Raw genomic sequence first — 22,028 nt, 5'->3', positions numbered from 1 at the left:
CCGATTTTTAAAATATCTTCCACAGCTTTCCATTTAAAAAAAACGCCCCAAAAAAGCATTTCACTTTTTGGGGCGTTGCAGTTAAGCTCCTGTTGCTGAGTTTTCCTGGATTATTTTTTAACGTTTATTTTTTTAGCTTTCAGGTCCATTGCTTTGAGGATTTTATGGAACAGCTCATGATTTTGGTAAGTCCCCATAAATGCCCCTGATCCCGGACCATAGGCAAATACCGGCACCATAATATTCGTATGGTCATTGGTACTAAATGATCCTGTAATCATTCCCTTTTCTGAGGAAGCATCCAATAAAGTTAAGCCTCCAGTTTCATGATCAGCGGTTATGATTACCAATGTTTCTTTATTCTCATCAGCAAACTGTAATGCTGCAGCCACCGCTTTATCAAAGTCATGCAGTTCGGTAACCACATAAGGCAAATCATTTACATGACCCCCATAATCTATTTGTGCACCCTCCGCCATGATGAAAAAACCCGGTTTATTTGCCGATAAAATTGTCAGGGTATGCTGTAAGCTGCTCTTGAGTAAGTCACCACGCCCATCCTTTACAGGTCTGGTTGCACTATCCGGTAATAAAACCAATTGTCTGCCTTGTGTTGCTTTAAAGAAATCCCCAACCTGAGTACTCAATTGAAAACCCTGAGCTTTCAATTTGTCCATCAGCTGAGTATCCTGATTTTTCAGAAAACTCTTTTGATTAGAGCCCAATAGAATCTCCGCTTTACTTTGTAATAAATCCGCAGCAATCTCCCCAGACATTGACCGATCCGGCTGATGCGCATAAAAAGCAGCCGGCGTGGCATCCGTTAAATCTCCAACACTGAGAATTCCGCTTTTTATTCCATAACCAGCTAGTGTATCCACCAGATTGGTCAACTTCCTGCCATCAGCTGCAACACCGATATAACGGTTATTCGTTTTCTCTCCAATAGCCATTGCGGAAGCACCAGCTGCAGAATCTGTATTCCCAGCATCCGCGGCAGCAGTTTGTGAAAAACCAATATGAGGAATATTGCTCATGTTTAGCTGTCCGTGGTTGGCAATGTAGCCCGCATGAATCTGCGCCAGCCCCATCCCATCACCAATCAACAGGATCACGTTTTTCACTGGTTTTTGTAAGCCGTCCACTTTATATTCCGGGCTATACACCGGATAAGCCTTAGGATTGGTATAAGTCAGTTTATCTTTATGAAGGTAAAAATCCTTTAATTTCCCCGGCTGATCGGTGTTGATCCAGTCTGCTCCAAGTCTTTCCAACACAATCCAGGTATTTGGACTGTCCTGCGTGCCCCAAAAACGGAAAGGTTTACCCTGAGCATGTGCAGCGTCAATCAGTTTTTTTAAGGTGGAAAGGTCCCCGGGACTGGGGTTTCCTTTTCCATTCCATGGGGTATAGTGCTTCAAATCATCACTGATCATGGCAATTCTTTTCAATTGATCAGGAGCGTAATTCACATTCGGCCTGCCGTCAAATGAAAAGTAAGCTGGATAATTGCCGAAATCCTGGGCTTGAGGCATATCCCCGCTAATGACCAAACGAATGGCATTGGAACTTAAGCTGGCATTGAACACTTCCGGATAGGCAGCAAGGTCTTTGATCAGCTGTGTCAGCACCGCCGGATGGTTTTCTTTGATATCCACCACCAATTGCAATTTCATTTTCGCATCAGCATAAGGCTTGTTGCCATTCTGTCGATAAAATTTAGCCAAAGGTTCCAGATAAAGTGCTTTTAATGTCGCTCCTTCTTTAATTTCTGAAGGATCATGCGCGACATACAACACTCCATTTTTCAGAAATACGTCTGCTTCAATAGCCCCCATGCCCGCGTAGTACGCGGTTAACAAGGGGATATTCTGATGATAATCATTATGACTATGACCAGCGTTATAATTTAAACTGTGTTGCTGGGCCTTTGCATCCATCGCAAATAAAGCTGCTGCAAAGGCCGCTGAACGAATGATATTTTTGATATACATTACCAACCTGGATTTTGAGTAATTACGCCTGCACTATTGTCAATTTCCCTTTGTGGAACCGCCCATACATCATGAACCTCCGGGTTAAATGCTCTGGATGGCCAGATCACATTGCCTTGAGAATCATGTAAAGGCAAGGCATAAATAGCCTGTGCATCACCCCAACGTACTAAATCCCTGTGGCGATCGGCCCATTCACCAGCAAGTTCACTGCGACGTTCTCTTTTCAGATCGGCCAGGTTCATCCCTGATTTCGCCAATAATCCGGCACGAAGCCTGATCTTGTTGAGTTCCGTATCCCCTGCTCCTGCACCTGAACTCATGATCGCAGCTTCCGCCTTGATCAGCAATACTTCTGCATACCGCATTAAAGGAACGTTCAGATCGGTAGTTCCATTGTCACCGTTCGGATTCACATGTGTTGGAATTGGGTTTTCATAAGAGAAAGGCTCCATGTATTTTTTAAATTGATAATCAGAAGTTGCACCACCATCTTTAGTAAAGCTACGCTCTTGACCAAAGTAGAAAAATTTATCTCCGGTTTTTAAAATGGTGGCTTCCCTACGCTGGTCGTTGGCCTCAAACGAATCATACAATTCCTTAGTAGGCAGATAATAACCCCAACCATTGTAAATCCCCCAGCCTTTATTTGTTAACATCACACCAGGCAACTTGCTGCCCCAACCTGTACCACCTCCGTTAGGCGTACATACCACAGACCATATGTATTCTTTGGACCAGTTATTTGCTGCTTTGAAAACATCTGAAAACTTTGTCGTCACCAATTCATGCTGACCAGAATTGATCACCATATCCGCATATTTTACTGCATTCGGATAGTCTTTTTTATACAAATAGACTTTAGACAAGTAAGCCCAGGCAGCAGTTTTATGTGCTTTTCCATAATCTGTAGCTTTCATATCCTTAAAATACGGCAGTTGATCTGCTGCTTTCAAAAATAATTGAATAATGTAATCGTAGTTTTCATTTACATTTTTTGCTCTTGGAATGGCTTTAGATGCATCTGTTTCCAGATCTACGATCGGCACACCTGCTTTTTCATTTCCATAATTTGCAGCCAGTTGAAAATATACCAATGCGGCATTAAAATAAGCATCGCCAATCACTTGTTTCTTCAGATTTTCATCCATCTGAATCGCAGGAACATTCTTAATGATGTCATTGGCACGTTTAATGACTGCATAACGCATAGACCATTGTGTTTCCGTGTATCCCCCGCCCACATAAGTTTTATTGAAGTTCTTAATGTTGTCTGCTTCAGGTTTATTTCTCCCGGTTACCATATCATCACTCGCATTGATGAACCAGAACATTCCCCTACCATAAAAGTTCTCATCATTATACTTCTCATACAAACCATTTTCTGCTTTTATCGCATCTTCAGGTGTCTTCCAGAAATTCTGCGCAGAAGGTGCGCCTTCCGGAACAATGTCCAGTTGTTGTTTACAGGAGCTTAAAACGGCCAGTGCTGCAATGGCCAGATATTTTATATTTTGTTTCATTTTTCTTGCTTTTAAAAATTACAAATTCACACTAAGACCTAACAGGAAGCTTCTTGCCTGAGGGTACCGGCCTACATCCATACCATAGTTGTCCATTCCGATCTCCGGATCAAATCCTGAATAATTGGTGATGGTAAATAAGTTGTTTGCAGTACCATATACACGGATCGCACCTGTTTTTAATTTATTGGTCAACAGTTTTGGTAAGGTATAACCCAGAGTCACATTGCGAATACGCAGATAAGAACCATTTTCGATATAAAAATCAGAAGCATTAAAGTTTCCATTGTCGTCTGAAGTAGAAATGATGGGAACTTTTCCACCTGGATTTTCAGGCGACCAGGCATCCAGAATACCTGTTAGTTTATTGTAGGAAGGTCCGCTGGCGCTGTAAGTAGTTCTTTTCACTGCGTTGAACAATTTATTTCCTTGAACACCCTGAGCAAAAATGTTCAGGTCAAAGTTTTTATAGGCCGCATTAAAGCTGAAACCATAAGAAAAATCAGGATAAGCACTACCGGCAAAATAACGATCGCCTCCATCAATAGAACCACTCTGATCCAGGTCTGCAAATTTAAAATCTCCTGGTTTTGCTTTAGGCTGAATCTTCTCTCCCTTAGCATTGGTATAAGCATCTACCTCCGCCTGAGTCTGGAAAATACCCTGCGTTTTCAATACATAATAGCTGTATAATGGCTGACCTTCTTTAATAAACAGAGGCGCCAATTCATTCCTGAAGTTCTTATTCACCGGGAAACTTTCCGAACCTGGAGCCAGTTTAATCACTTTATTGTTCACTTTTGTTAAGGTTGCACCGATAGAATAAGTAAAGGCTTTTTGTGCATCGCTATTGTAATTGATGCCCAATTCAATCCCATTATCTCTGATTAAACCTGCATTGATCGTTTGTGTTTCTAAACCTGCAGTTCCTGGAAGTTGCTTGGTGAAGATCATTCTATCGGTATTTTTGATAAAGTAATCTGCTGTTAAGCTAAATCTGTTCTTCATCAGACCCAGATCCAGACCAATATTGGTTTGCTTTGATTGTGCCCAGGTCAGGTCAGGATTTTCCAAAACGGTGGATACATATCCATAACCACCTAGGGGTGTCTGGCCAAAATACGTAAGGGTACTGCTCAATAATGGGCTCACATCTGTTGGCGATAAACTACCCAGATTACCCAATACTCCATAACTACCCCTTAGTTTCAATTCGTTTAACCAGGTACTCTCTCTCAAGAAGTTTTCTTTTGTTAATACCCAACCTGCAGAAGCAGAGTAGTAGTTTGCATATTTATTCTCTGCTTTTGGCACCATAGATGTTCCATCACGACGACCGATCAAAGACAACAAGTACTTTTCCTGGTAATTGTAATTCGCTCTTAAGAATAAGGACGATAAGGCCATTCTTTGCATTCTGCTCACTGCTGGTTCAAATACCGTGGCGTTGACCAGGTATCTTTTAGAAGGTGCTTCATCATCAAAACCTTTTCCTACCACATAAAATTCATCATATCTGGTTTTCTGGAAAGAGAAACCACCGGTGAAATCTAAATGGTGACTGCCAAGAATCGTTTTATAGTTCAGAATCTGTTCTGCAAGCAAATCATTTTTCCTGCCTGATCCTTCTTCTAAAGAGTTAATAAGTACTGGTTTTCCAACTTCCGGACGTTTTGGTGTAAAGATTTTTCTATTGCTAAATTCCTTTGTTAAGCTAAAGTTAGATTTGAAAGTCAGCCCCTTTGCCAGGTCTAAAATCACATACGGATTGATCAAAAGCACATTTTCAGGTCTGTTCATATCGATGCGTTTCAATTCTGCCACAGGGTTCACAATGTCGCCGTAATCACCAGCAAATGCACCACCTGGTAAGCCTGCAAAACTGCCATCCGGATTGTATGGTGTACCGTTTGCCGGGTAATAGATGGCCGACAATAATGCGCCGGTATAATCACTGCTGGTATTTGCGCCACGTCCATTTGTACTGCTAAAGGACATGTTCTCACCGATTTTCAACCAGGAGTTTAGTTTATGGTCAGAATTGATTCTGAAATTGTAACGCTGTACTTCTGTATTCAATACAATCCCTTCCGCCTTGCGGTAATTGAAACTCAAATACATACTTGATTTTTCAGAACCTCCAGATAAGCCCAGGTTATAATCCTGTGTTTTTCCGGTTCTGAACACCTCATCCATCCAATTGGTACGGGTAATTCTTCCCTCCGGATATTTTGTCGCATCAAAAGCAGGAAGCAAAGCAGTTTTACCATTTTTTGCGGCAGTTTCTGCAACCATCGCTCTTTGCTCTGCGTTCAATGGGGTTAATTTTTTCCAGGCAGTTTGTACCCCTGCTTTCGCATCAAAATTAATCTCCATCTTACCGCTTTTTCCTTTTTTTGTAGTGATTAAAACTACTCCACCAGATGCTCTGGCACCGTAAATCGCTGCCGCACCATCTTTCAACACAGAAATCGACTCAATATCATTTGGATTCAATACCGGTGTTCCAGGAAAAATTGAACCATCCACTACATATAGTACGCTTTCACCATTGATCCCACCAGAACCGCGAATATTTACACGTGGACCGGAAGTTGGATCACCACCTTCATTGGTCACGATAACTCCAGGTGCTTTTCCTGCCAGTACTTCACCAATGCTGTTCACTGATCTTGAGGACACTTTATCTAAAGAAACCGTACTCACTGCACCTGAAAGCGTAGCTTTCTTTTGGGTACCATAACCCACTACAACCACCTCCGACAACAATGATTTATCTTCCATCATCACCACATGAAGCTCCTGATTCCCTTCCACCTTCAGGGTTTTCGTCTTATAGCCTACCATAGAAAAAGTCAGACTGGCATTTTCAGCAACCGAGATCGTAAACTTCCCATCAGCATCAGTAGTGGTTGCTCTTGGCATACCCAACACCTTTACAGATACACCCGGCATTGGCATACCAATGGAATCTGTAACCTTTCCGGAAACATTGCGATCTGGCCTCGCCGCCGGAACAGGAATCTTTCTCAGGATCACATGGCCGGATTTTTCCTGGAAATTAAAACCCATTAAATGGAGTAAGGAGGAAACAGGTTCATTTTTCAATGCCACACTTTCCTGAATTTGGTGTCGCTGAACTGCATCCGGATTGTAGACAAAATGAAGTCCGGTTCTCGCTTCAATTTCTTTAAGCATCGCAACAGTGCTGCGGTTTGGGCCGACATTAATTGTCACCCTGCTTTTCTCCAATACCTGCGCCATTGTAGGCGAAGCAAAGAGTGCAGCGCAAAAGCTACAGAGTATAGAAAAAGTTAACAATGAATATTTCATGACTTTTAAAAGGGCTGGTGACCTCTTTAATGAGGATTTTTTCATATTTTTAGTTGTTTTTTAACATTGATGTTGTTTTAAAATATTTCGGCTTTGTAATTGTCGTTAGGAAGCCGGTTTAACATTTACCGGTACTGATCTGATCAGTGCCGGTTTATTGATTTGCTTTTATTTCCTCATTTTCTATACACGTTAAAAGTTTTATGATTTTCAGATGCGCTGAATTTCAATTGATGGAGACTGCATATGACCTCCAGAATCTCTTCAGGACTTTGTTTGGTATTAAAGATTCCGGTGCACCTCAATTGCGCTAGTCCAGGACTAGCCAGCGAAATCTGGATATTGTAAGCATATTCCAGTTTATGGATCAGTTCCTCCAGTTCAATGCCATCAAATTTCAGGTCCAGCAGCAACTTAACCGGAGTCTCCTTAATCTTAGCAGATTGATTTACTTTATCGTATGAGATTTCCTGGCCTTTAACCAGTGTACCAAATACCTGATTCGTATTTCCGACAGCAACTTTACCTGTCGCTACCTGAATAGAAATATGGGGCTGTTTTCTATATGATTTTATCCTAAAGGAGGTGCCGAGTACTTTAGTGTACAAGTCATTACTGGTTTTCACCATAAATGGCCGCTTTTCATCATGAGCAATATCGAAGAAGGCTTCTCCTTCAATCAGTGAAATTGTCCTTTCGCGGGTTTTAAACTTTAAAGGATATACTAATTTTGAAAGGGGGGCCATGATGACTTTAGAGCCATCATTAAAAACCACAATCTTCTTTTCACTGGACCTGGTGTTTAGCGTAATTAGTTGTTCTTTAACCGGCTTTAGTTTCTGATAGGACCAATAGCCTGCTCCTATACCCATCAGTAACAATACCGCTGCCGCAACCCTACTCAGCGAAACCAGACCGCTGAACCGATAAATTTTAGGGCCCTTCGGCCGCTTCATTTCCTCCTGCAGATTCAGGAGAATGGCAGCTGCGATTTCAGATTTCCTTCCCTTTGCTAAAACTTCCCTGGCATCGTAAGTTTGATACCATTGTTCTACCTGTGCCGCTTCTTCCGGACTGGCTTCTCCATTTAAATATTTATTGAGCAGCAATTGCGCCTGTTCTTCCTTTGTCATCTACAGCTATGTCAAATGAAAAGAAAAAAGGTACTAACGAATGTTGTTAAGCTTAGGTTAAGTTTAGATGAACACCTATCAAAAGAACAAAAACACTACATAAGAGAGCTTTTTCTTCATGACTTTTAATGCAGAAGAGATTTGATTTTTTACGGTTTGGGCAGAAAGATCCAGTTCTTCAGCAATTTCCCGAATGGATTTTTCTTCTTTCCGGCTCATAGAGAAGATCACTCTCATTTTTTCAGGGAGCTCCCCGATCGCCTCATCCACTTCCTGATGTAATTCTTTAAGCATCATTCCCTGAGCTGCAGACTGTTCAATATCCCCGGAACTCAGCATCAGCAAATCTTCTTTATGTTTTTCTTTGATTTGGGAAGAACGAAAATAATTGATCACTCGGTATTTTACTGCACCCGCAAAATAAGCAGACAATGACCCTTTCAATTGAATTCGTTCGCGGTTTTCCCATAAAGAGATGAAAATCTCCTGGCAGATGTCCTGGGCAATTTCTTCATCACGCAGACGTTTGTATGCGGTATCCAAAACCTCTTCCCAATAGCGCAGGTAAATATCCTCCATTGCTTTATGGTCTCCACACTGTAACAGCGAAAGCAATTCAGTTTCTGATGTCATTTATTGATCCCCCCGGTAATTTCTCCAAATCTACCGCGGTCATATTCCCTTAATGTTAAGGAATCTTTTAGTTAATATTAATGTTGCTAAAAGGTATTATTAGAATCAATAGGAGCTTATTTGCCTGAGAAATAATTCAGACACTGCTTATGATTGAACTGATATCTGCAGTATTTCGGTAAGTAATCCCTAACGAACTAAAAAATCCGCGCAAAAAGAAAACGGAGTCCCTCTTCTAGCGATTTGGTTCTCCGTTTTCACCTTTCTTTTGCCGTAGCATTGGAAAAGCATCAAAATTTCTGTCATTCTAACCTCCTTTGGCGCTCTTAGTATATTTCAACTTTGATTCCTCTGAATATTTACTTTCCTCATCCTTCCGTAGAACAATGAAATAGTTTAATGTTTGTCCCGAATTCAGTGAATATACCTAAACTTAACAGCTTAGGCATTTTAAGCATCATTTTCTCTGTTTCCTTTGAATCTGATCTTTTACTAATCCCTTGAAAGCTTCAGAATCTTTTGCCCTGCGGCACATATTCTTTTTGAAGTCATTCTTTCAAACGGCTAAAGAACTTCCCTTTTGATAGATCTAATTTACATATTATAAATAACTCTTGCAAAGATATTTACATAAAAATGTCAACAGCTTGTCAACAGTTTATTAACAGGTTTTGCACATGTTTATCCACAGTAATTAAGCAGATAAAACTAGGTATTGATTTTCCAGTCTGCCTCCAGCGCTGCAATCTTCTCCAGACGCCTTACATGACGTTCCTCCCCCGAAAACGTAGCTTTTAAAAAGGTAAAGACTATGTCCTTTGCCAACTCCAGGCCAATCACGCGCGCGCCAAGGCACAAGATATTAACATCATCATGCTCCACAGACTGGTGCGCAGAATAGGTATCATGACAGACCCCGGCTCTGATTCCTTTAAATTTATTTGCCGCAATACTCACGCCTACTGCACTTCCGCAAATCAAAATCCCCCGCTCTCCTTCCTGATTTTGGATGGCCTCGGCTACCACAGCTGCATGATCAGGATAATCACTGGGACTAACCGTATGCGTCCCCAGGTCAAGCACCTCATAACCTGCCTCTTCCAATGTGGCTACTAATATCGTTTTGTACGGGAACCCTGCATGGTCCGAACCTAAAATAACTCTCATACCGATGGCACACAAATTTCATTCCCAATTCTAATTTTTCAATTCCCCTTAAATGTTGTAGCGTTTATGCAAAACGGCTCGTTTAAGCTGTCAACAATCAAAACTTGTTTTTATATGAATCTTTCTACAAAAAAATTTACCGGGAGCTTGAATCAGCTGATGACCGGCGCTTTACTCAGCATGAGTACCTTATTTCTAACCGCTTGTTCCACTAAAGAAGCACCAGTTCCGGAATCAGCCTCGATAATGTTAGTCAACACTTCAGCTACTCCAGCAACCTATAACATCTATGTAAACAACGGACTGGCGAATCAGGCGGCACTCCCATTTGGCGGTGCTTTACCTTATTTAAGGCTCAATACCGGTGAGCAGTCCATCAAATTTACCACGGCAAGCAGTTCAGAAAGCCTGATCACTAAAAAAGTTACCCTGGAAAACAATAAGTTATATTCTCTTTTTTTAATTGGAAAGAGCAGCAACCTGGATTATCTGGTGATCAATGATGAAATCAGCAAAAGACCAGCTGATAAAGCGATGATTCGTTTCATTAACCTTTCAGAAGATGCAGCAGCATTAGATCTGAGTGTTAAAGAGGGTGCAGTTCTCGTAGGCGATAAAGCCTACAAAGCAAGCAGCAGCTTTGTGGAAGTGGAAGCCAAAAAGTACATTCTGCAAATCAAGGATAAAGCAAGTGGCCTTGTGAAATCAGAGTTGGAAGAAACTGAGCTTAAAGCAGGAAGCGTTTATACCATTATGAGTCTTGGAATGATGAATCCGACTGGTCTGGAACAAAAAGCGATCATAAAACTGATCAATAATTAATAAAAATCCAATCCATAAAAAAGACCTGTGATCCAAAATGATCACAGGTCTTTTTTTGATATCAGCGCTCGTGTTTTTTAATTAATGACCTCTTCCATGGTCATTTCCGCGTTTTTCACGTTCATTTCCTCTGTCTCTGTTGTCATTGCCGCGTTGGTTCCTGTCATATTCCCTGGCTTGTGGCCTTGGTGCTCTGTTTGGGTATTTATTAACTTGTCCGGGAGGCATTCCATGTGGATGTCCTTTCACTACATAATATTTCCTATCGTTACTGTTTCGGATCACCTGTTGTGTACGTACGTTTTTATACCTCGCGTACTGACGGCGATCGTTATCAAAATTACGGTAAGGATCTCTGGTATTCAGGACTACCTTATATCCATTATACAGGTCATAATTTCTATACCTTGAGGGTAAGGATTTTGAAAAAATCCACCTTCCTCTGTCCAGATACACGAACTGTCGTTTAGGCACATAATAATAACTCTCCACGTCCGGCAAATAATAGTATTCTGCATGGTCGTAACCAACCGGCCCCCACAAAGGTTGTGATCCGATATTGATATTCACACTGATCTGTGCAGCTGCATGGAAGGGTAAAAACCCTATGACTCCAAGCAAACTCATGATAATTAGTTTTTTCATCTCAATTGTATTTTATCATCAAATGATTAGTCTCTATCTCTGCCATGTCCCCTGTTGCCACGGTCATGACCTCTGTCGCCTCCACGACCTTCGTATCTATCGCCTCTGTCTCCACGTCCGTTTCCTCTTCTCTCATAGCGATGGTCATTGTCTCGGTCATATCTTTTATTTCCCTTCCAATTATTATGCCCTCTATCATAACCGCGGTAATAAGGATGACCTTTCACTACATAGTACCTTGAATCATGACTATGTCTGATCACCGGCTGAGTTCTGATGTTTCTATACCTCGCATAACTTACACGGTGATGATGAAAATCACGATAAGGATCTCTGGAATTGATCACCACCTTATAACCACTATACAAGTCGTATCCTCTATATCTTGATGGCAGATTCGATGCATAAATCCAACGGCCGCCATCCCTATAAATAAACTGACGTCTTGGTACACTATAATAACACTCTATATCCGGCAAATAATAACTATCCACATGGTCATAACCTACGGGACCCCATAAAGGCTGAGATCCTATGTTCAAACTGACACTGATTTGTGCCGAAGCCTTAAAGGGCATCCATCCTATTACTCCAAGTAGCCCTAATACAATTAACTTTTTCATAACCCTATATTTAATGTTTCATTTGTGTGTTTGTTGATTCAAATGTCTATAGCGAACATGAAATGAACATGAAATTTCAGAATTATTTTATTTATTCTTCTTTTTCATCTTAATTTCATGTTCAGTCCTCATCTTCGTATCATTCAATACAAGTGGCGCAGATAATAAAACACACACACAATGTTTTAATGAGGGAGGGCTAGTTTGCCTCGGAAGAGGCAAACTTTCCATATATTTACATCATGAGCACTATTAAATCCTTACGTTCATATACCATAGCCCTACTGATATTATGGCTTCCGATTGGTTCTTTTGCCAGCGGGACAACCAGTATGCCCTTGTTTTTCAAAGAGAATACCATGAGTTCAAATGAAAACTCTTATCAGGATAAAAGAGACAAAAGACAGGAAAGAGGTAAGGAAAGAAAGAAACCGGATGTCAAAGAAGTTCCACAATCCAGACGACAAGAAAAGCCGGGTGAAGTAAAACCTGGAAAAAGAGCACCTGAAAAGAGAGAACATCCTTCAAGGGGGGATAGAAGAAGAGACTAAAGAAAGCGCATGAAAGTTCTGATTGTAGAAGATGAAAAAACGCTGGCCTATGAAATGGTAGATTTCCTGAAAAAGGCCTATTATATTTGCGACCTGGCTCATACCATTCATGATGGACTGGAGAAGATACAGAACAATAGTTACGATTTTATCCTGTTGGACCTGGGGCTTCCGGATGGAGATGGACTAAGCCTCTTGCCAAAAGCAAAGAAACACAATCCGGACGCTGCCTATATCATCCTGACTGCCAGAGGAAATCTGGAAGACCGCATCGCCGGACTGGATCTTGGTGCCGATGATTATCTGCCAAAGCCCTTTTCTTTATTGGAACTTCAATCCAGAATGCAAGCCATTGCCCGTCGGAAATTCAATCTCAAAGAAGAATTACTGCCATTGGGCGATTTTCAGGTAGATCTGCAAAAAAGACTCCTGCTATTTCAGGAAAATCAAATCGAACTCTCCAGAAAAGAATTCGATCTGTTGAGTTACCTATTCCTGCACAATAACCGCGTTTTAACCCGAATGCAGCTCAGTGAGCACATCTGGGGTACTTTTGCAGACGACGACTATGATTCCAATTATATAGATGCACACATCAAGAACATCAGAAAAAAATTGAATGCCTGGGCACCAGCCGATTTCCTGGAAACCGTGCGCGGCGTAGGTTACAGAATAAGAAAATAAATGAAATTATCATCTAAGCTCATCCTGTTCATGACCAGTTCCAAGCTGGCTGTGGTTTTGTTGTTTGTATTTTCATTGCCTTTTCTGGTCAACCAGATTGTTTCGGAGTACACCAATTATTCCTTGCGAACTCAGCAAAATAAGGTCATCGATGTTGTACAGAAAAATGGCATAGACCATTACCTTCAAGGCGACGAGAGCTATGGCAGTTATACCATGCTAAAGGAAGAATACATCGCCCTGGAGCCTGCTGCCAAAGATGTACGCATTGATACGATAAAAACTGCACAACGTATCGTAGAAAGGGATACGTTGACCTATAAAATCCTCATTCATACCTTTAAATACGGTCAGAAAAACTACCTACTGGAAATTGGCAAAACACTTTCAAGCATTAATCAATACAATAAAACCCTACAAAAAACAGCACTTTATGTGCTGATGGGCCTCATCGCACTTACCCTGTTGTTCGACCTGATCTTTACCAGAATCCTCATCAGGCCTTTAGGAAGAATTATAAAAAGTAAACTGATCAATAGAAAATTTCCTTTTAAAGATCATTCCCCTCCTGTTCCCACCTCTACTCAGGATTTTAAATACCTGGATGAATCCCTGATTCGATTAATGGATCAGATCAATGAGGCTTTTGAAAAAGAAAGAGAGTTTACAGCCAATGCCTCTCATGAGTTAATGACTCCGATCAGCATCCTTCAAAACAAGATGGAAAACTTATTAGGAGATGAAAATCTCCCAGAAAGTGCAGTGCTGAAAATTATTGAGATGATGAAAACATTGAGCCGTCTCAAGAAAATCTCAAATTCATTGCTATTGATCTCCAGAATTGAGAACCAGCAATTTGTTAAATCAGCAAGTATAAAACCTTCTGATATCATTCATGAAGTATTGGAAGAAATCAATCACCGCTTATTGGATCAGGAGATTGAATTAAAAGTAGCGCTTAAAATCGACCGGCTATTGCCGAATGTGAATCAGGATTTATTGTTCCAACTGTTTTACAACCTCATCAACAATGCCATTAAATACAATGTTTATCAGGGGAGTATCCTGATCACAGATGAAATTACTCCTGAAAAAAAATATTCCATCCTGATCCGGGATACTGGAATCGGTATTGCGGACGAAGACCTTGATTTCATCTTTGATCGCTTTAGAAAAGCCAATTTATCAGAAAATGTAGGTTATGGCCTTGGATTATCTATTGTTAAAAGTATCGCTTTATACCACGATATTGAAATCCATGTCAGCTCAAAAGCACATGAAGGCAGTACCTTTACCTTAATCTTTCCCGACAAATAATTAAGAAGCTCCTCCTCTTTGGATGAATCCATGAATTAATTCTCCATTGGGATGAAATTCAGAATGCCTCGTATTGCCTCATCTAAATTACTCCTCAGCAAATCCAAAAAAAAATTATTGAAATATTTTTAGCTGAAAATCAACTAGTTACAATATAAACTACGTAAATAGTTGCCGAACTATGCAAATAGTTTTGCAACTACAAAAATAGTCGTAACTTTAGTTAAGGATCAAAAACTGAATACAATGAGAGAACTTACAAAGGCAGAAGAACAGGTAATGTTAATTTTATGGGAAATAAAAGAAGGTTTAACCAAGGATGTAATTGAGAAAATGGAGGCACCAAAACCTGCCTACAATACCGTTTCTACAGTGATCCGCGTATTAGAAGGGAAAGGTTTTATAGACCATAGAGCGATTGGAAATACACACATCTATTTCCCTCTGATCACGGAAGCCCAGTATAAACACTTTGCATTTGATAAAGTAATGAACAATTACTTTGAAAATTCTTATGAAAGCCTGGTATCCTTTCTGGTAAAAGAGAAAAACATGGATATAGAAGCTTTGGATGAATTGATACAAATGGCAGAAAAACTTAAAAACAAGAAATGATGAACTGGTTCTACTATCTCCTGGAGGCTAATTTATACCTCAGCATTTTTTATGCTGCTTACCGTCTACTGTTGAGCAATGAAACATTTTATGGCATCAACAGGTTCTTTCTCATTTTAAGTACAATAATGGCATTTCTCCTGCCACTATTACAAATGGGATACCTGAATCAACTGTTTCAAATCGGAATCGGTCAACAGTTCAGCACTGCCTTAGTGGAAGCCGATAGCAATGAATCAGTTTTTTCAACGCTAAACGCAGTCCTTTATCTATTGTATGTTGCCGTAGCGATCGCCTTCAGTGCTAAACTCCTGAAAGATCTTTACCAAATCGTTGCCCTATCCAAAAGGTCGGAGCGCTACCAAAAAGACAAGGTAACTTATGTAAGTCTGACACAACAGCATGCGGCTTTTTCATTTTTCAATCTACTGTTTATACAGCCGGATATCCAGGGAAAAGAAACCATACTTAAACATGAATTGGTACACATTCGTCAACGACACAGCTTTGATATTATATTTTTCGAGATCATACAGATCCTGAACTGGTTTAATCCAATTACATATCTGCTTAAAAAAGACATTAAACTACTGCATGAATACATTGCAGATGAACAAACAACCCTAAAAGAAATCGAAAAATATGACTATGCTTTATTTCTGATCAAGAATTCTTTTGGAATGGAAAGCAAACCTTTGAGTAATCACATCTTTAATCAATCCATACTAAAACAAAGAATCAACATGTTAAACAAAGAAAAATCAACAGGAAGAGCAAGGCTCAAACTCCTGTGTGTATTGCCTATGGCAGCGGCAATGCTGGGTACTTCCACCATGGCTTTCAGCAAAGATTATAGCCTGATAGATTTGTATCCTGAAAAACCAGCTTATTTTTCAGCAATTCAGGAACCTGTAAAAGCTAAGCAACAGAAGAAGACTAATAGTAAAGCGGTTCCGGCAGCTTCCAAAGCTCCTATTGCTCCGCCACCGCCGCCAATAGAACCCAGACCAGTTCCACCTCCTCCTCCACCGGCAAATAATGTTAAATTTCCGCCTCCAATTGTGACCGACAATGTCAGCCCAGCTGCAAAAAAGTCTAAAGCAAAGAAAGCAGTGAAAATTAAATTCGCTCCTCCAATCGTGACCGGGGATGCCAATCAGAATGAAAAACCTCCACTTGTGGTTGAAAAAACAGCCATAACAGTCAGTGGTTTTAAAAGTCCTGTAACCTCCTCTACTAAATCCGTTATCGAGATAAGAGGGATCAAGGATGTTAAAAAAGAGCTAAAGACTGAGCCTACAAAACAGCAGTAAACAGCAAACGTCATCCTGAATAAAATCATGATGACGTTTGCTGTTTGCGGGTAAGTCCCCAATTAAAACAAGACCCTATAATATTCTGTCGACTACACTTCCTTTTGAGTCGAGAACTATTTTCTTTTCTTCCCCAATTTTTTTCAGTTCAACTTTGTAAAGTACCGTTTTTCCTTCCTGAAAACGATCTACATCCTCAATTCTGTAACCAGCATAATTTTTCTTAATCACATTTGAAACTGCTACTGGCAATTCTTTGGCTCTGATTTCTTTCTTATGTTTCAGTATCGCACCTTTGCGGTCCAGCCAAACCTCATGGTCTCTTCTGCCGATGTCAAAATCCGCATTGTATAAATCCCCTTTCATTTCCCATTCTACCTTCGTCGCATTTGGGAATGCTTTCTTTAAGGAATTTCGTACCTCCAAAGGAACGTCTTTTGCAGGAATATCCTGGGCATAAGTCAGGCCCGAGAACAACAGGCCAATTGCTAATAATAGTTTTCTTTTCATGGTAAATGAATTATGTTTTTCGGTATACCACAAAGAAAGCGCCTAAATTTAAAAGAAAATCAAAAACCGTATCTATACAATTGATTTTCAACATAAAATCAGTAAAAAGGTTTAAAAATTTTAATTAAGGGCAAGCTGTTCCATTTGAAACTGTCTGCAAAAGGATACGTTGTTTATAGTTGAGGATGAAGCTTTCGAGCATCGTTCTTTTTGTAGAAAGAATCCAGAATGATCAGGAACATCCCGGCCATAATAGACATATCTGCAACATTAAAAACACCAGTCTGAAACCATATAAAATCAATGTGTAGAAAATCAGTAACAGAGCCATACAGAACCCGATCGTACAGGTTACCGATACCGCCACCGATCACACAACACACACCGACAATCAACACTGAGCTGAGGTCTTTTCGGCTCATGACAAAATAAAGTCCCATAGCCAGAACCACTACCGGCATTAATAAAAGCAAGACAAATTTAAAACCTGAATGGAGCGCATCTCCCATACTTAAAAAAGCGCCTGAATTTTCAACTTTGGTGAGGGTCAAATGATCATTTAAAAACTTTATATTTTCATAATAATCAATATTCGATCTTACCATAGATTTACTGACCTGATCGCAACCCACATTTAACAATATGATCACTAAGATCAGCACCTTACCCGCCAGACCACTAAACTTGCTTCTTTTCATTTTGCTAAACAATTGATAAATTAAGGAATCGTATTTTTTTAATTCATATGACAAGATCTTCAAATGAGAACACGATATTGCCAATATTAATCAATAAAAAAGAACTTATGAAATCACTTTTCTTTTCCTTTCTATTCACTGCATTTTCAATAGGCGTCTTTGCACAGGGTCTGGCACCGGGATCAACGGTTCCTCAGGCGGTTTTTTATAAAGAAAATGCAAGCAGGTTTTCTACCGATCAGATTCCTAAAGGCAAAAAATCACTGATCATGTTCTTCGATGCCACTTGCGAACATTGTCAGAAAGTAGCCGGAAACCTAAGTAAAAACACAAAAGAACTAGCTAATGTAAACTTATATCTGGTTTCTCAGGATGTTTTCCGTTCCATTAATTATTTCGTAGATACCTACGCTAAACCTTTAAAAACAATGACAAACGTAACCACCCTTCAAGATAAGGATTATGTTTTCATTCCACTTTTTCATCCGAAACAATACCCATCCTTATACCTATATGGGCCGGATAAAAAATTGATCCTATTCTCCAGTAATGAAAAAGATGTGCCCAAATTCCTAAATCTGATGAAATAAGGAATTCAAACACATCTGTTATCAATTGAACCTTTAAAGTTATCGGATCATTAATGATCCGGAACTAAGGACTATTTTTTGTAATTAACACCCATATTATAAAACAGGAAAGCCCACCTGTCTGCAATCTCTTCAATTGCCTTGTCGGTTGGTTTTCCTGCACCATGACCTGCATTGGTTTGTATACTGATTAATACTGGTGCATCACCTGCCTGGTCTGCCTGTAAGGTTGCGGCAAATTTAAATGAATGCGCCGGAACCACACGGTCGTCGTGATCAGCTGTAGTAATGAGTGTTGCCGGATATTTAATTCCAGGTTTTAAGGCATGAACTGGTGAGTATTTATAAAGGTACTCAAACATTTCTTTGGAATCTTCTGAGGTCCCATAATCATAACTCCATCCTGCACCTGCAGTAAATTTATGGTAACGCAGCATATCCATTACACCCACCGCTGGAAAAGCAACTTTAAACAAGTCCGGGCGCTGTGCCATTGTAGCTCCAACCAATAAACCACCATTCGAACCACCCATGCTTGCCAGGTAATCTTTAGAGGTATATTTATTCGCAATCAGAAACTCGCCTGCGGCAATAAAGTCGTCAAACACGTTTTGCTTTTGCATTTTGGTTCCTGCAAGATGCCATTTTTCACCATACTCACCACCTCCTCGCAGGTTCGCTACTGCATAAATACCGCCTTGCTCCATCAACACAATGTTGGCCGTACTAAAGGCTGGAGTCAGGCTTACATCAAAACCTCCATAACCATACAGAACCGTAGGATTTTTCCCGTTCATGACGATCCCTTTTTTATAGGTAATGATCATAGGTACTTTGGTTCCGTCTTTTGAGGCATAAAACACCTGTTTCGACTCGTATTGCGCAGGATCAAAATCTACACCTGATTTCTTATAGACCTCTGATTTACCTGTCGGAATCGAATATTTAAAAATCGTAGCCGGATACACATAAGAAGTGAAGGTATAATACAATTCTTTATCCTCCTTTTTACTTCCAAAACCTCCAGCTGTCCCAATTCCCGGCAGTTTGATTTCATGTTCCATTTTACCATTCATATCATACTGCAATACCATAGATACCGCATCTTTAATATAATTTGCGAATAATTTACCGCCACCTGTAGATGGACTCAATACATTTGCCGTTTCTTTGATCAGTTCTTTCCAGTTTTCAACTCCCGGATTAGCAGCATCAACCGTCACAACACGTCCATTTGGCGCGTTTAAATTGGTATAAATGAACAGCTTACTACCAATATTATCAATGATACTGTGGTTCTTATCAAAATTAGCAACCACAGGAACAATTGCTGCATCTTTGGCCTTCAGATCTTTGATATATAACTCATTACCAGAAGTTGAATTTGCGGCAGAAATGATCAAATAACGTTCATCTTCTGTCAAACCTGCCCCGATATAACGTCTTGGTGTCTGCTCTCCTCCAAAAATCAACTGGTCATCTTTTTGCGATGTGCCCAGCTGATGGAAAAACAATTTATGGTATTGGGTTAAGCCCGACAATTGACTTCCCTCCACCGGCTTATCATAACTGCTGTAATAAAACCCGTTATTCCCCTGCCAGGCAATTCCAGAGAATTTTACATCAGTTAAGGTTTCTCCAACTACAGATTTATCACTTGCTTTCATCACAATCACTCTGGTCCAATCCGAGCCTCCATCTGAAACCTGATAGGCGACCATGCTCCCATCTTTTGAAAAACTGATTCCTGCCATTGAGCTGGTTGCATCTTTTGAAAAGGTATTTGGATCCAGAAACACCTCTGGTTCCTGTCCCTCCTTCTGACGATAAAGTACACTCTGGTTCTGTAATCCTGTATTTTTGTAATAATAGGTATAAGCTCCTTCTTTAAAAGGCTGAGAATACTTTTCGTAGTTCATCAGTTTTTTCAGACGCTCCTTAATGTCATTTCTATAAGGAATTTGCGCCAGATAGGCTTTGGTAACTGCATTCTGTGCCTGAACCCATAATTTAGTTTCTTCAGACCGGTCGTCTTCCAACCAGCGGTAAGGATCAGCTACTGTAGTACCAAAATAGGTATCTTTTACATTTTCTTTCTTTGTTTCGGGATAAGTCATAGTTTGTTTTGGAGTATTACTCAGCTGGGCTTCCGCAACGAATGGAAGCATAACGGCGAGAAATATTAACCCTTTACCTGAGATTTTCATAAATTCTATTTATTCGTTATTGATGATAGGTGAATTGATGGATTCAGATACTGATGTACAACAGGAATATCAGCTTCCGCCCAATCGCAATTTAACAAATCTGAAGGCTCCATCCAAGCATAAGCAGCATGCTCTTTCAATAGTAGGCTACCTTCTACAATCCGGCAGACAAAAGGAAGTAATGAAATAGAGAATGCCGGATAATCATGAATTACCTCCTGCCCTTTGGCAATGATTTCGATGGTTAAATCCAGCTCTTCCTTTATTTCTCTGATCAGGCAGGCTTCGGGACGCTCCCCGGGTTCTATCTTACCACCAGGAAATTCCATTTTCAAAGGCATAGACATGGTAGCACTACGCTGAGTCACCAACACAAGTCCCTCTTCATTGATGATAATTGCACAACAAACTTCAATCATAGGCGAAGATAATTAAAGAATGCCGGTACCAGATTCGATTAACAGTAAAAATTCCCCGATATTTAGATTTATCTTAAAATTCCTTCCTGCTCAGTCCAGCTTAAGTCAAATATTTCTGCTCCCTGAAACCTTAGTCATTAGGATATGCGCTGCTACTGAGGTTATAATTAAGTGAATATTACTCGATAGCCCATTGGAGGTTGATAGGGCCTAATATAGCTTATAGCCCAATCAGCCTCTTTAATAAACCCATTAGGTGATTGAATCTTCCTTAAAAAAATATAGCCTCTTTTACTGATCACTATAAAGTTTTTTATTATCTTCATACAGTTCATCTCGAACGATAGTTAACTGAACACTAAACCATTAACGACGCTCATATGGCAATAGCTGTAAACGGCCCACATGGCCACTTCAAAGGAAAAGTAGGCAATCTGGTGTATTATATGCTCAATGGGCAACCGGTAGTCCGCTTGATTGGCCATAAAGGCAATCCCAGTTTACTTCAACTGGCCAATTACCAGAAAATGTCTGTCACCATGAAATTGCTGAGCCGTATGACCGGCTTTATCAAATTGGGATTCGGCTTACAGGCCAAAGGGACAGTGCACAATGCACACAATCTGGCCACCTCCTACCTGAAAAAACACGCTTTAAAGGGTGAATATCCCAATATCAGTGTAGATTATACGAAAGTTAAACTGAGCGAAGGCAGCATGCCTGCAACCCGGGATTTAAAAATCGTTAAGGTAGCAGGCGGATTGGAAATCAGCTGGGATCCGACCCATAGCTATGAATTACAACACAATGATAGCGTGATGGTGATGCTCTGTTTTCCGGAAACCGGAAGAGACCGCGAATACCTGAATATTGCCAGAAGATCTGAAGGAAAGTGTTTTCTGCCATTGTTAGAAGAGCAGCTTAGCCAGCAGATAGAGCCTTATATCGCTTTCATCTCTGCAGATGGAGAAAGTGTATCTGATAGTGTTTACCTGGGTAATTTAAACGGGGAGGTTAAAACTGAGAAAGAAAAAACTGACGAAAAAAAATACCAGCAGGTAAAAGAGCGCTTTGATCAGGTGGCAAGCAGCTATAGAACTCAGATTAAGGACGAATATGGAATGAAACCACGTACAAAAGCCTTTAGAGTGTTAGAAAAAGAATATTTGGCGCTCAAAGAGAAGCTCGAACACCTACCCGGGAAGCCGGTCTAAATAGCACTCATCTAAAAATCCGCTTATCGTTCCATTG

General features: G+C 40.3%; 20 protein-coding genes. 8 read left to right on the top strand and 12 right to left on the bottom strand.

The window, feature by feature from the left end:
* Positions 1–110 precede the first annotated feature (110 nt).
* From R2Q94_RS08305 to rpiB, 6 genes are all read right to left on the bottom strand, one after another.
* The gene (locus R2Q94_RS08305; RefSeq protein WP_316820983.1) at positions 111–1,994 is read right to left on the bottom strand and encodes an alkaline phosphatase; all 1,884 of its coding nucleotides are present in this window, start codon (positions 1,992–1,994) and stop codon (positions 111–113) included.
* Complete coding sequence (locus R2Q94_RS08300; protein ID WP_316820982.1) at positions 1,994–3,517, bottom strand: RagB/SusD family nutrient uptake outer membrane protein; 1,524 nt, start codon at positions 3,515–3,517, stop codon at positions 1,994–1,996. Before R2Q94_RS08300 ends, R2Q94_RS08305 begins: the two co-directional genes overlap by 1 nt.
* Before the next feature lie 18 nt (positions 3,518–3,535).
* Positions 3,536–6,850 carry a TonB-dependent receptor gene (locus R2Q94_RS08295; RefSeq protein WP_316820981.1) on the bottom strand — a complete coding sequence of 1,105 codons (3,315 nt, stop codon included), beginning with the start codon at positions 6,848–6,850 and terminating at the stop codon, positions 3,536–3,538.
* Positions 6,851–7,026: 176 nt separating this feature from the next.
* Positions 7,027–7,983, bottom strand: a complete 957-nt coding sequence (locus tag R2Q94_RS08290; protein ID WP_316820980.1) for a FecR family protein — start codon at positions 7,981–7,983, stop codon at positions 7,027–7,029.
* A gap of 78 nt (positions 7,984–8,061) precedes the next feature.
* On the bottom strand, positions 8,062–8,616 hold the full coding sequence (locus R2Q94_RS08285; RefSeq protein WP_316820979.1) for an RNA polymerase sigma-70 factor: 555 nt from the start codon (positions 8,614–8,616) through the stop codon (positions 8,062–8,064).
* A 708-nt stretch (positions 8,617–9,324) separates the two neighbouring features.
* Positions 9,325–9,783 (bottom strand): ribose 5-phosphate isomerase B, encoded by a 459-nt coding sequence (gene rpiB / locus R2Q94_RS08280; RefSeq protein WP_316820978.1) that lies wholly within the window; start codon positions 9,781–9,783, stop codon positions 9,325–9,327.
* Between the two features lie 114 nt (positions 9,784–9,897).
* Here rpiB and R2Q94_RS08275 point away from each other — a divergent pair, with 114 nt between their 5' ends.
* Entirely contained in the window at positions 9,898–10,605 is a 708-nt protein-coding gene (locus R2Q94_RS08275) for a DUF4397 domain-containing protein (RefSeq protein ID WP_316820977.1), read from the top strand.
* An 81-nt stretch (positions 10,606–10,686) separates the two neighbouring features.
* Here the strand turns inward: R2Q94_RS08275 and R2Q94_RS08270 are convergent, their stop codons facing one another.
* Positions 10,687–11,250, bottom strand: coding sequence for a hypothetical protein (locus R2Q94_RS08270; protein ID WP_316820976.1), 564 nt, complete (start codon positions 11,248–11,250; stop codon positions 10,687–10,689).
* 26 nt (positions 11,251–11,276) lie between these two features.
* A complete protein-coding gene (locus R2Q94_RS08265; protein ID WP_316820975.1) occupies positions 11,277–11,873 on the bottom strand; it encodes a hypothetical protein in 597 nt (198 codons plus the stop codon).
* Between the two features lie 242 nt (positions 11,874–12,115).
* Here R2Q94_RS08265 and R2Q94_RS08260 point away from each other — a divergent pair, with 242 nt between their 5' ends.
* From R2Q94_RS08260 to R2Q94_RS08240, 5 genes are all read left to right on the top strand, one after another.
* Positions 12,116–12,424: a hypothetical protein gene (locus R2Q94_RS08260; RefSeq protein WP_316820974.1), complete on the top strand. Its 309-nt coding sequence runs from the start codon at positions 12,116–12,118 to the stop codon at positions 12,422–12,424.
* Between the two features lie 9 nt (positions 12,425–12,433).
* Positions 12,434–13,108 carry a response regulator transcription factor gene (locus tag R2Q94_RS08255; RefSeq protein ID WP_316820973.1) on the top strand — a complete coding sequence of 225 codons (675 nt, stop codon included), beginning with the start codon at positions 12,434–12,436 and terminating at the stop codon, positions 13,106–13,108.
* Positions 13,109–14,425 carry a HAMP domain-containing sensor histidine kinase gene (locus R2Q94_RS08250; protein ID WP_316820972.1) on the top strand — a complete coding sequence of 439 codons (1,317 nt, stop codon included), beginning with the start codon at positions 13,109–13,111 and terminating at the stop codon, positions 14,423–14,425.
* A gap of 246 nt (positions 14,426–14,671) precedes the next feature.
* On the top strand, positions 14,672–15,040 hold the full coding sequence (locus R2Q94_RS08245; protein ID WP_316820971.1) for a BlaI/MecI/CopY family transcriptional regulator: 369 nt from the start codon (positions 14,672–14,674) through the stop codon (positions 15,038–15,040).
* Positions 15,037–16,353 carry a M56 family metallopeptidase gene (locus tag R2Q94_RS08240; protein ID WP_316820970.1) on the top strand — a complete coding sequence of 439 codons (1,317 nt, stop codon included), beginning with the start codon at positions 15,037–15,039 and terminating at the stop codon, positions 16,351–16,353. The genes R2Q94_RS08245 and R2Q94_RS08240 overlap by 4 nt, the downstream gene beginning before the upstream one ends.
* Positions 16,354–16,428: 75 nt before the next feature.
* Here the strand turns inward: R2Q94_RS08240 and R2Q94_RS08235 are convergent, their stop codons facing one another.
* Both R2Q94_RS08235 and lspA read right to left on the bottom strand, forming a co-directional pair.
* Positions 16,429–16,863, bottom strand: a complete 435-nt coding sequence (locus R2Q94_RS08235; RefSeq protein ID WP_316820969.1) for a PepSY-like domain-containing protein — start codon at positions 16,861–16,863, stop codon at positions 16,429–16,431.
* A 173-nt stretch (positions 16,864–17,036) separates the two neighbouring features.
* Entirely contained in the window at positions 17,037–17,561 is a 525-nt protein-coding gene (gene lspA, locus R2Q94_RS08230) for a signal peptidase II (RefSeq protein ID WP_316820968.1), read from the bottom strand.
* A 107-nt stretch (positions 17,562–17,668) separates the two neighbouring features.
* On the opposite strand from lspA, the gene R2Q94_RS08225 reads away from it, so the two are divergent.
* Positions 17,669–18,151, top strand: coding sequence for a peroxiredoxin family protein (locus R2Q94_RS08225; RefSeq protein ID WP_316820967.1), 483 nt, complete (start codon positions 17,669–17,671; stop codon positions 18,149–18,151).
* Between the two features lie 71 nt (positions 18,152–18,222).
* On the opposite strand, the gene R2Q94_RS08220 is transcribed toward R2Q94_RS08225, so the two are convergent.
* Together R2Q94_RS08220 and R2Q94_RS08215 are read right to left on the bottom strand one after the other, a co-directional pair.
* A complete protein-coding gene (locus R2Q94_RS08220) occupies positions 18,223–20,358 on the bottom strand; it encodes a prolyl oligopeptidase family serine peptidase (RefSeq protein ID WP_410478531.1) in 2,136 nt (711 codons plus the stop codon).
* Positions 20,359–20,363: 5 nt separating this feature from the next.
* Positions 20,364–20,777: a (deoxy)nucleoside triphosphate pyrophosphohydrolase gene (locus R2Q94_RS08215; RefSeq protein ID WP_316820966.1), complete on the bottom strand. Its 414-nt coding sequence runs from the start codon at positions 20,775–20,777 to the stop codon at positions 20,364–20,366.
* 380 nt (positions 20,778–21,157) lie between these two features.
* On the opposite strand from R2Q94_RS08215, the gene R2Q94_RS08210 reads away from it, so the two are divergent.
* Positions 21,158–21,991, top strand: a complete 834-nt coding sequence (locus R2Q94_RS08210; protein WP_316820965.1) for a DUF6266 family protein — start codon at positions 21,158–21,160, stop codon at positions 21,989–21,991.
* The last annotated feature ends 37 nt before the right edge of the window (positions 21,992–22,028 follow it).

It is taken from the genome of Pedobacter gandavensis (assembly GCF_032678465.1).
Taxonomy (GTDB): Bacteria; Bacteroidota; Bacteroidia; order Sphingobacteriales; family Sphingobacteriaceae; genus Pedobacter; species Pedobacter gandavensis_B.
This window is presented reverse-complemented; position numbering and strand designations above follow the sequence as displayed.

Bases quoted from the DNA above. Each gene is read 5' to 3' on its own strand.
- R2Q94_RS08215 (WP_316820966.1), bottom strand. From the start codon at position 20,777: ATGATTGAAGTTTGTTGTGCAATTATCATCAATGAAGAGGGACTTGTG.
- rpiB (WP_316820978.1), bottom strand. From the start codon at position 9,783: ATGAGAGTTATTTTAGGTTCGGACCATGCAGGGTTCCCGTACAAAACG.
- R2Q94_RS08245 (WP_316820971.1), top strand. From the start codon at position 14,672: ATGAGAGAACTTACAAAGGCAGAAGAACAGGTAATGTTAATTTTATGG.
- R2Q94_RS08265 (WP_316820975.1), bottom strand. From the start codon at position 11,873: ATGAAAAAGTTAATTGTATTAGGGCTACTTGGAGTAATAGGATGGATG.
- R2Q94_RS08220 (WP_410478531.1), bottom strand. From the start codon at position 20,358: ATGAAAATCTCAGGTAAAGGGTTAATATTTCTCGCCGTTATGCTTCCA.
- R2Q94_RS08305 (WP_316820983.1), bottom strand. From the start codon at position 1,994: ATGTATATCAAAAATATCATTCGTTCAGCGGCCTTTGCAGCAGCTTTA.
- R2Q94_RS08270 (WP_316820976.1), bottom strand. From the start codon at position 11,250: ATGAAAAAACTAATTATCATGAGTTTGCTTGGAGTCATAGGGTTTTTA.
- lspA (WP_316820968.1), bottom strand. From the start codon at position 17,561: ATGAAAAGAAGCAAGTTTAGTGGTCTGGCGGGTAAGGTGCTGATCTTA.
- R2Q94_RS08275 (WP_316820977.1), top strand. From the start codon at position 9,898: ATGAATCTTTCTACAAAAAAATTTACCGGGAGCTTGAATCAGCTGATG.
- R2Q94_RS08210 (WP_316820965.1), top strand. From the start codon at position 21,158: ATGGCAATAGCTGTAAACGGCCCACATGGCCACTTCAAAGGAAAAGTA.
- R2Q94_RS08285 (WP_316820979.1), bottom strand. From the start codon at position 8,616: ATGACATCAGAAACTGAATTGCTTTCGCTGTTACAGTGTGGAGACCAT.
- R2Q94_RS08300 (WP_316820982.1), bottom strand. From the start codon at position 3,517: ATGAAACAAAATATAAAATATCTGGCCATTGCAGCACTGGCCGTTTTA.
- R2Q94_RS08225 (WP_316820967.1), top strand. From the start codon at position 17,669: ATGAAATCACTTTTCTTTTCCTTTCTATTCACTGCATTTTCAATAGGC.
- R2Q94_RS08235 (WP_316820969.1), bottom strand. From the start codon at position 16,863: ATGAAAAGAAAACTATTATTAGCAATTGGCCTGTTGTTCTCGGGCCTG.
- R2Q94_RS08255 (WP_316820973.1), top strand. From the start codon at position 12,434: ATGAAAGTTCTGATTGTAGAAGATGAAAAAACGCTGGCCTATGAAATG.
- R2Q94_RS08250 (WP_316820972.1), top strand. From the start codon at position 13,109: ATGAAATTATCATCTAAGCTCATCCTGTTCATGACCAGTTCCAAGCTG.
- R2Q94_RS08260 (WP_316820974.1), top strand. From the start codon at position 12,116: ATGAGCACTATTAAATCCTTACGTTCATATACCATAGCCCTACTGATA.
- R2Q94_RS08295 (WP_316820981.1), bottom strand. From the start codon at position 6,850: ATGAAATATTCATTGTTAACTTTTTCTATACTCTGTAGCTTTTGCGCT.
- R2Q94_RS08240 (WP_316820970.1), top strand. From the start codon at position 15,037: ATGATGAACTGGTTCTACTATCTCCTGGAGGCTAATTTATACCTCAGC.
- R2Q94_RS08290 (WP_316820980.1), bottom strand. From the start codon at position 7,983: ATGACAAAGGAAGAACAGGCGCAATTGCTGCTCAATAAATATTTAAAT.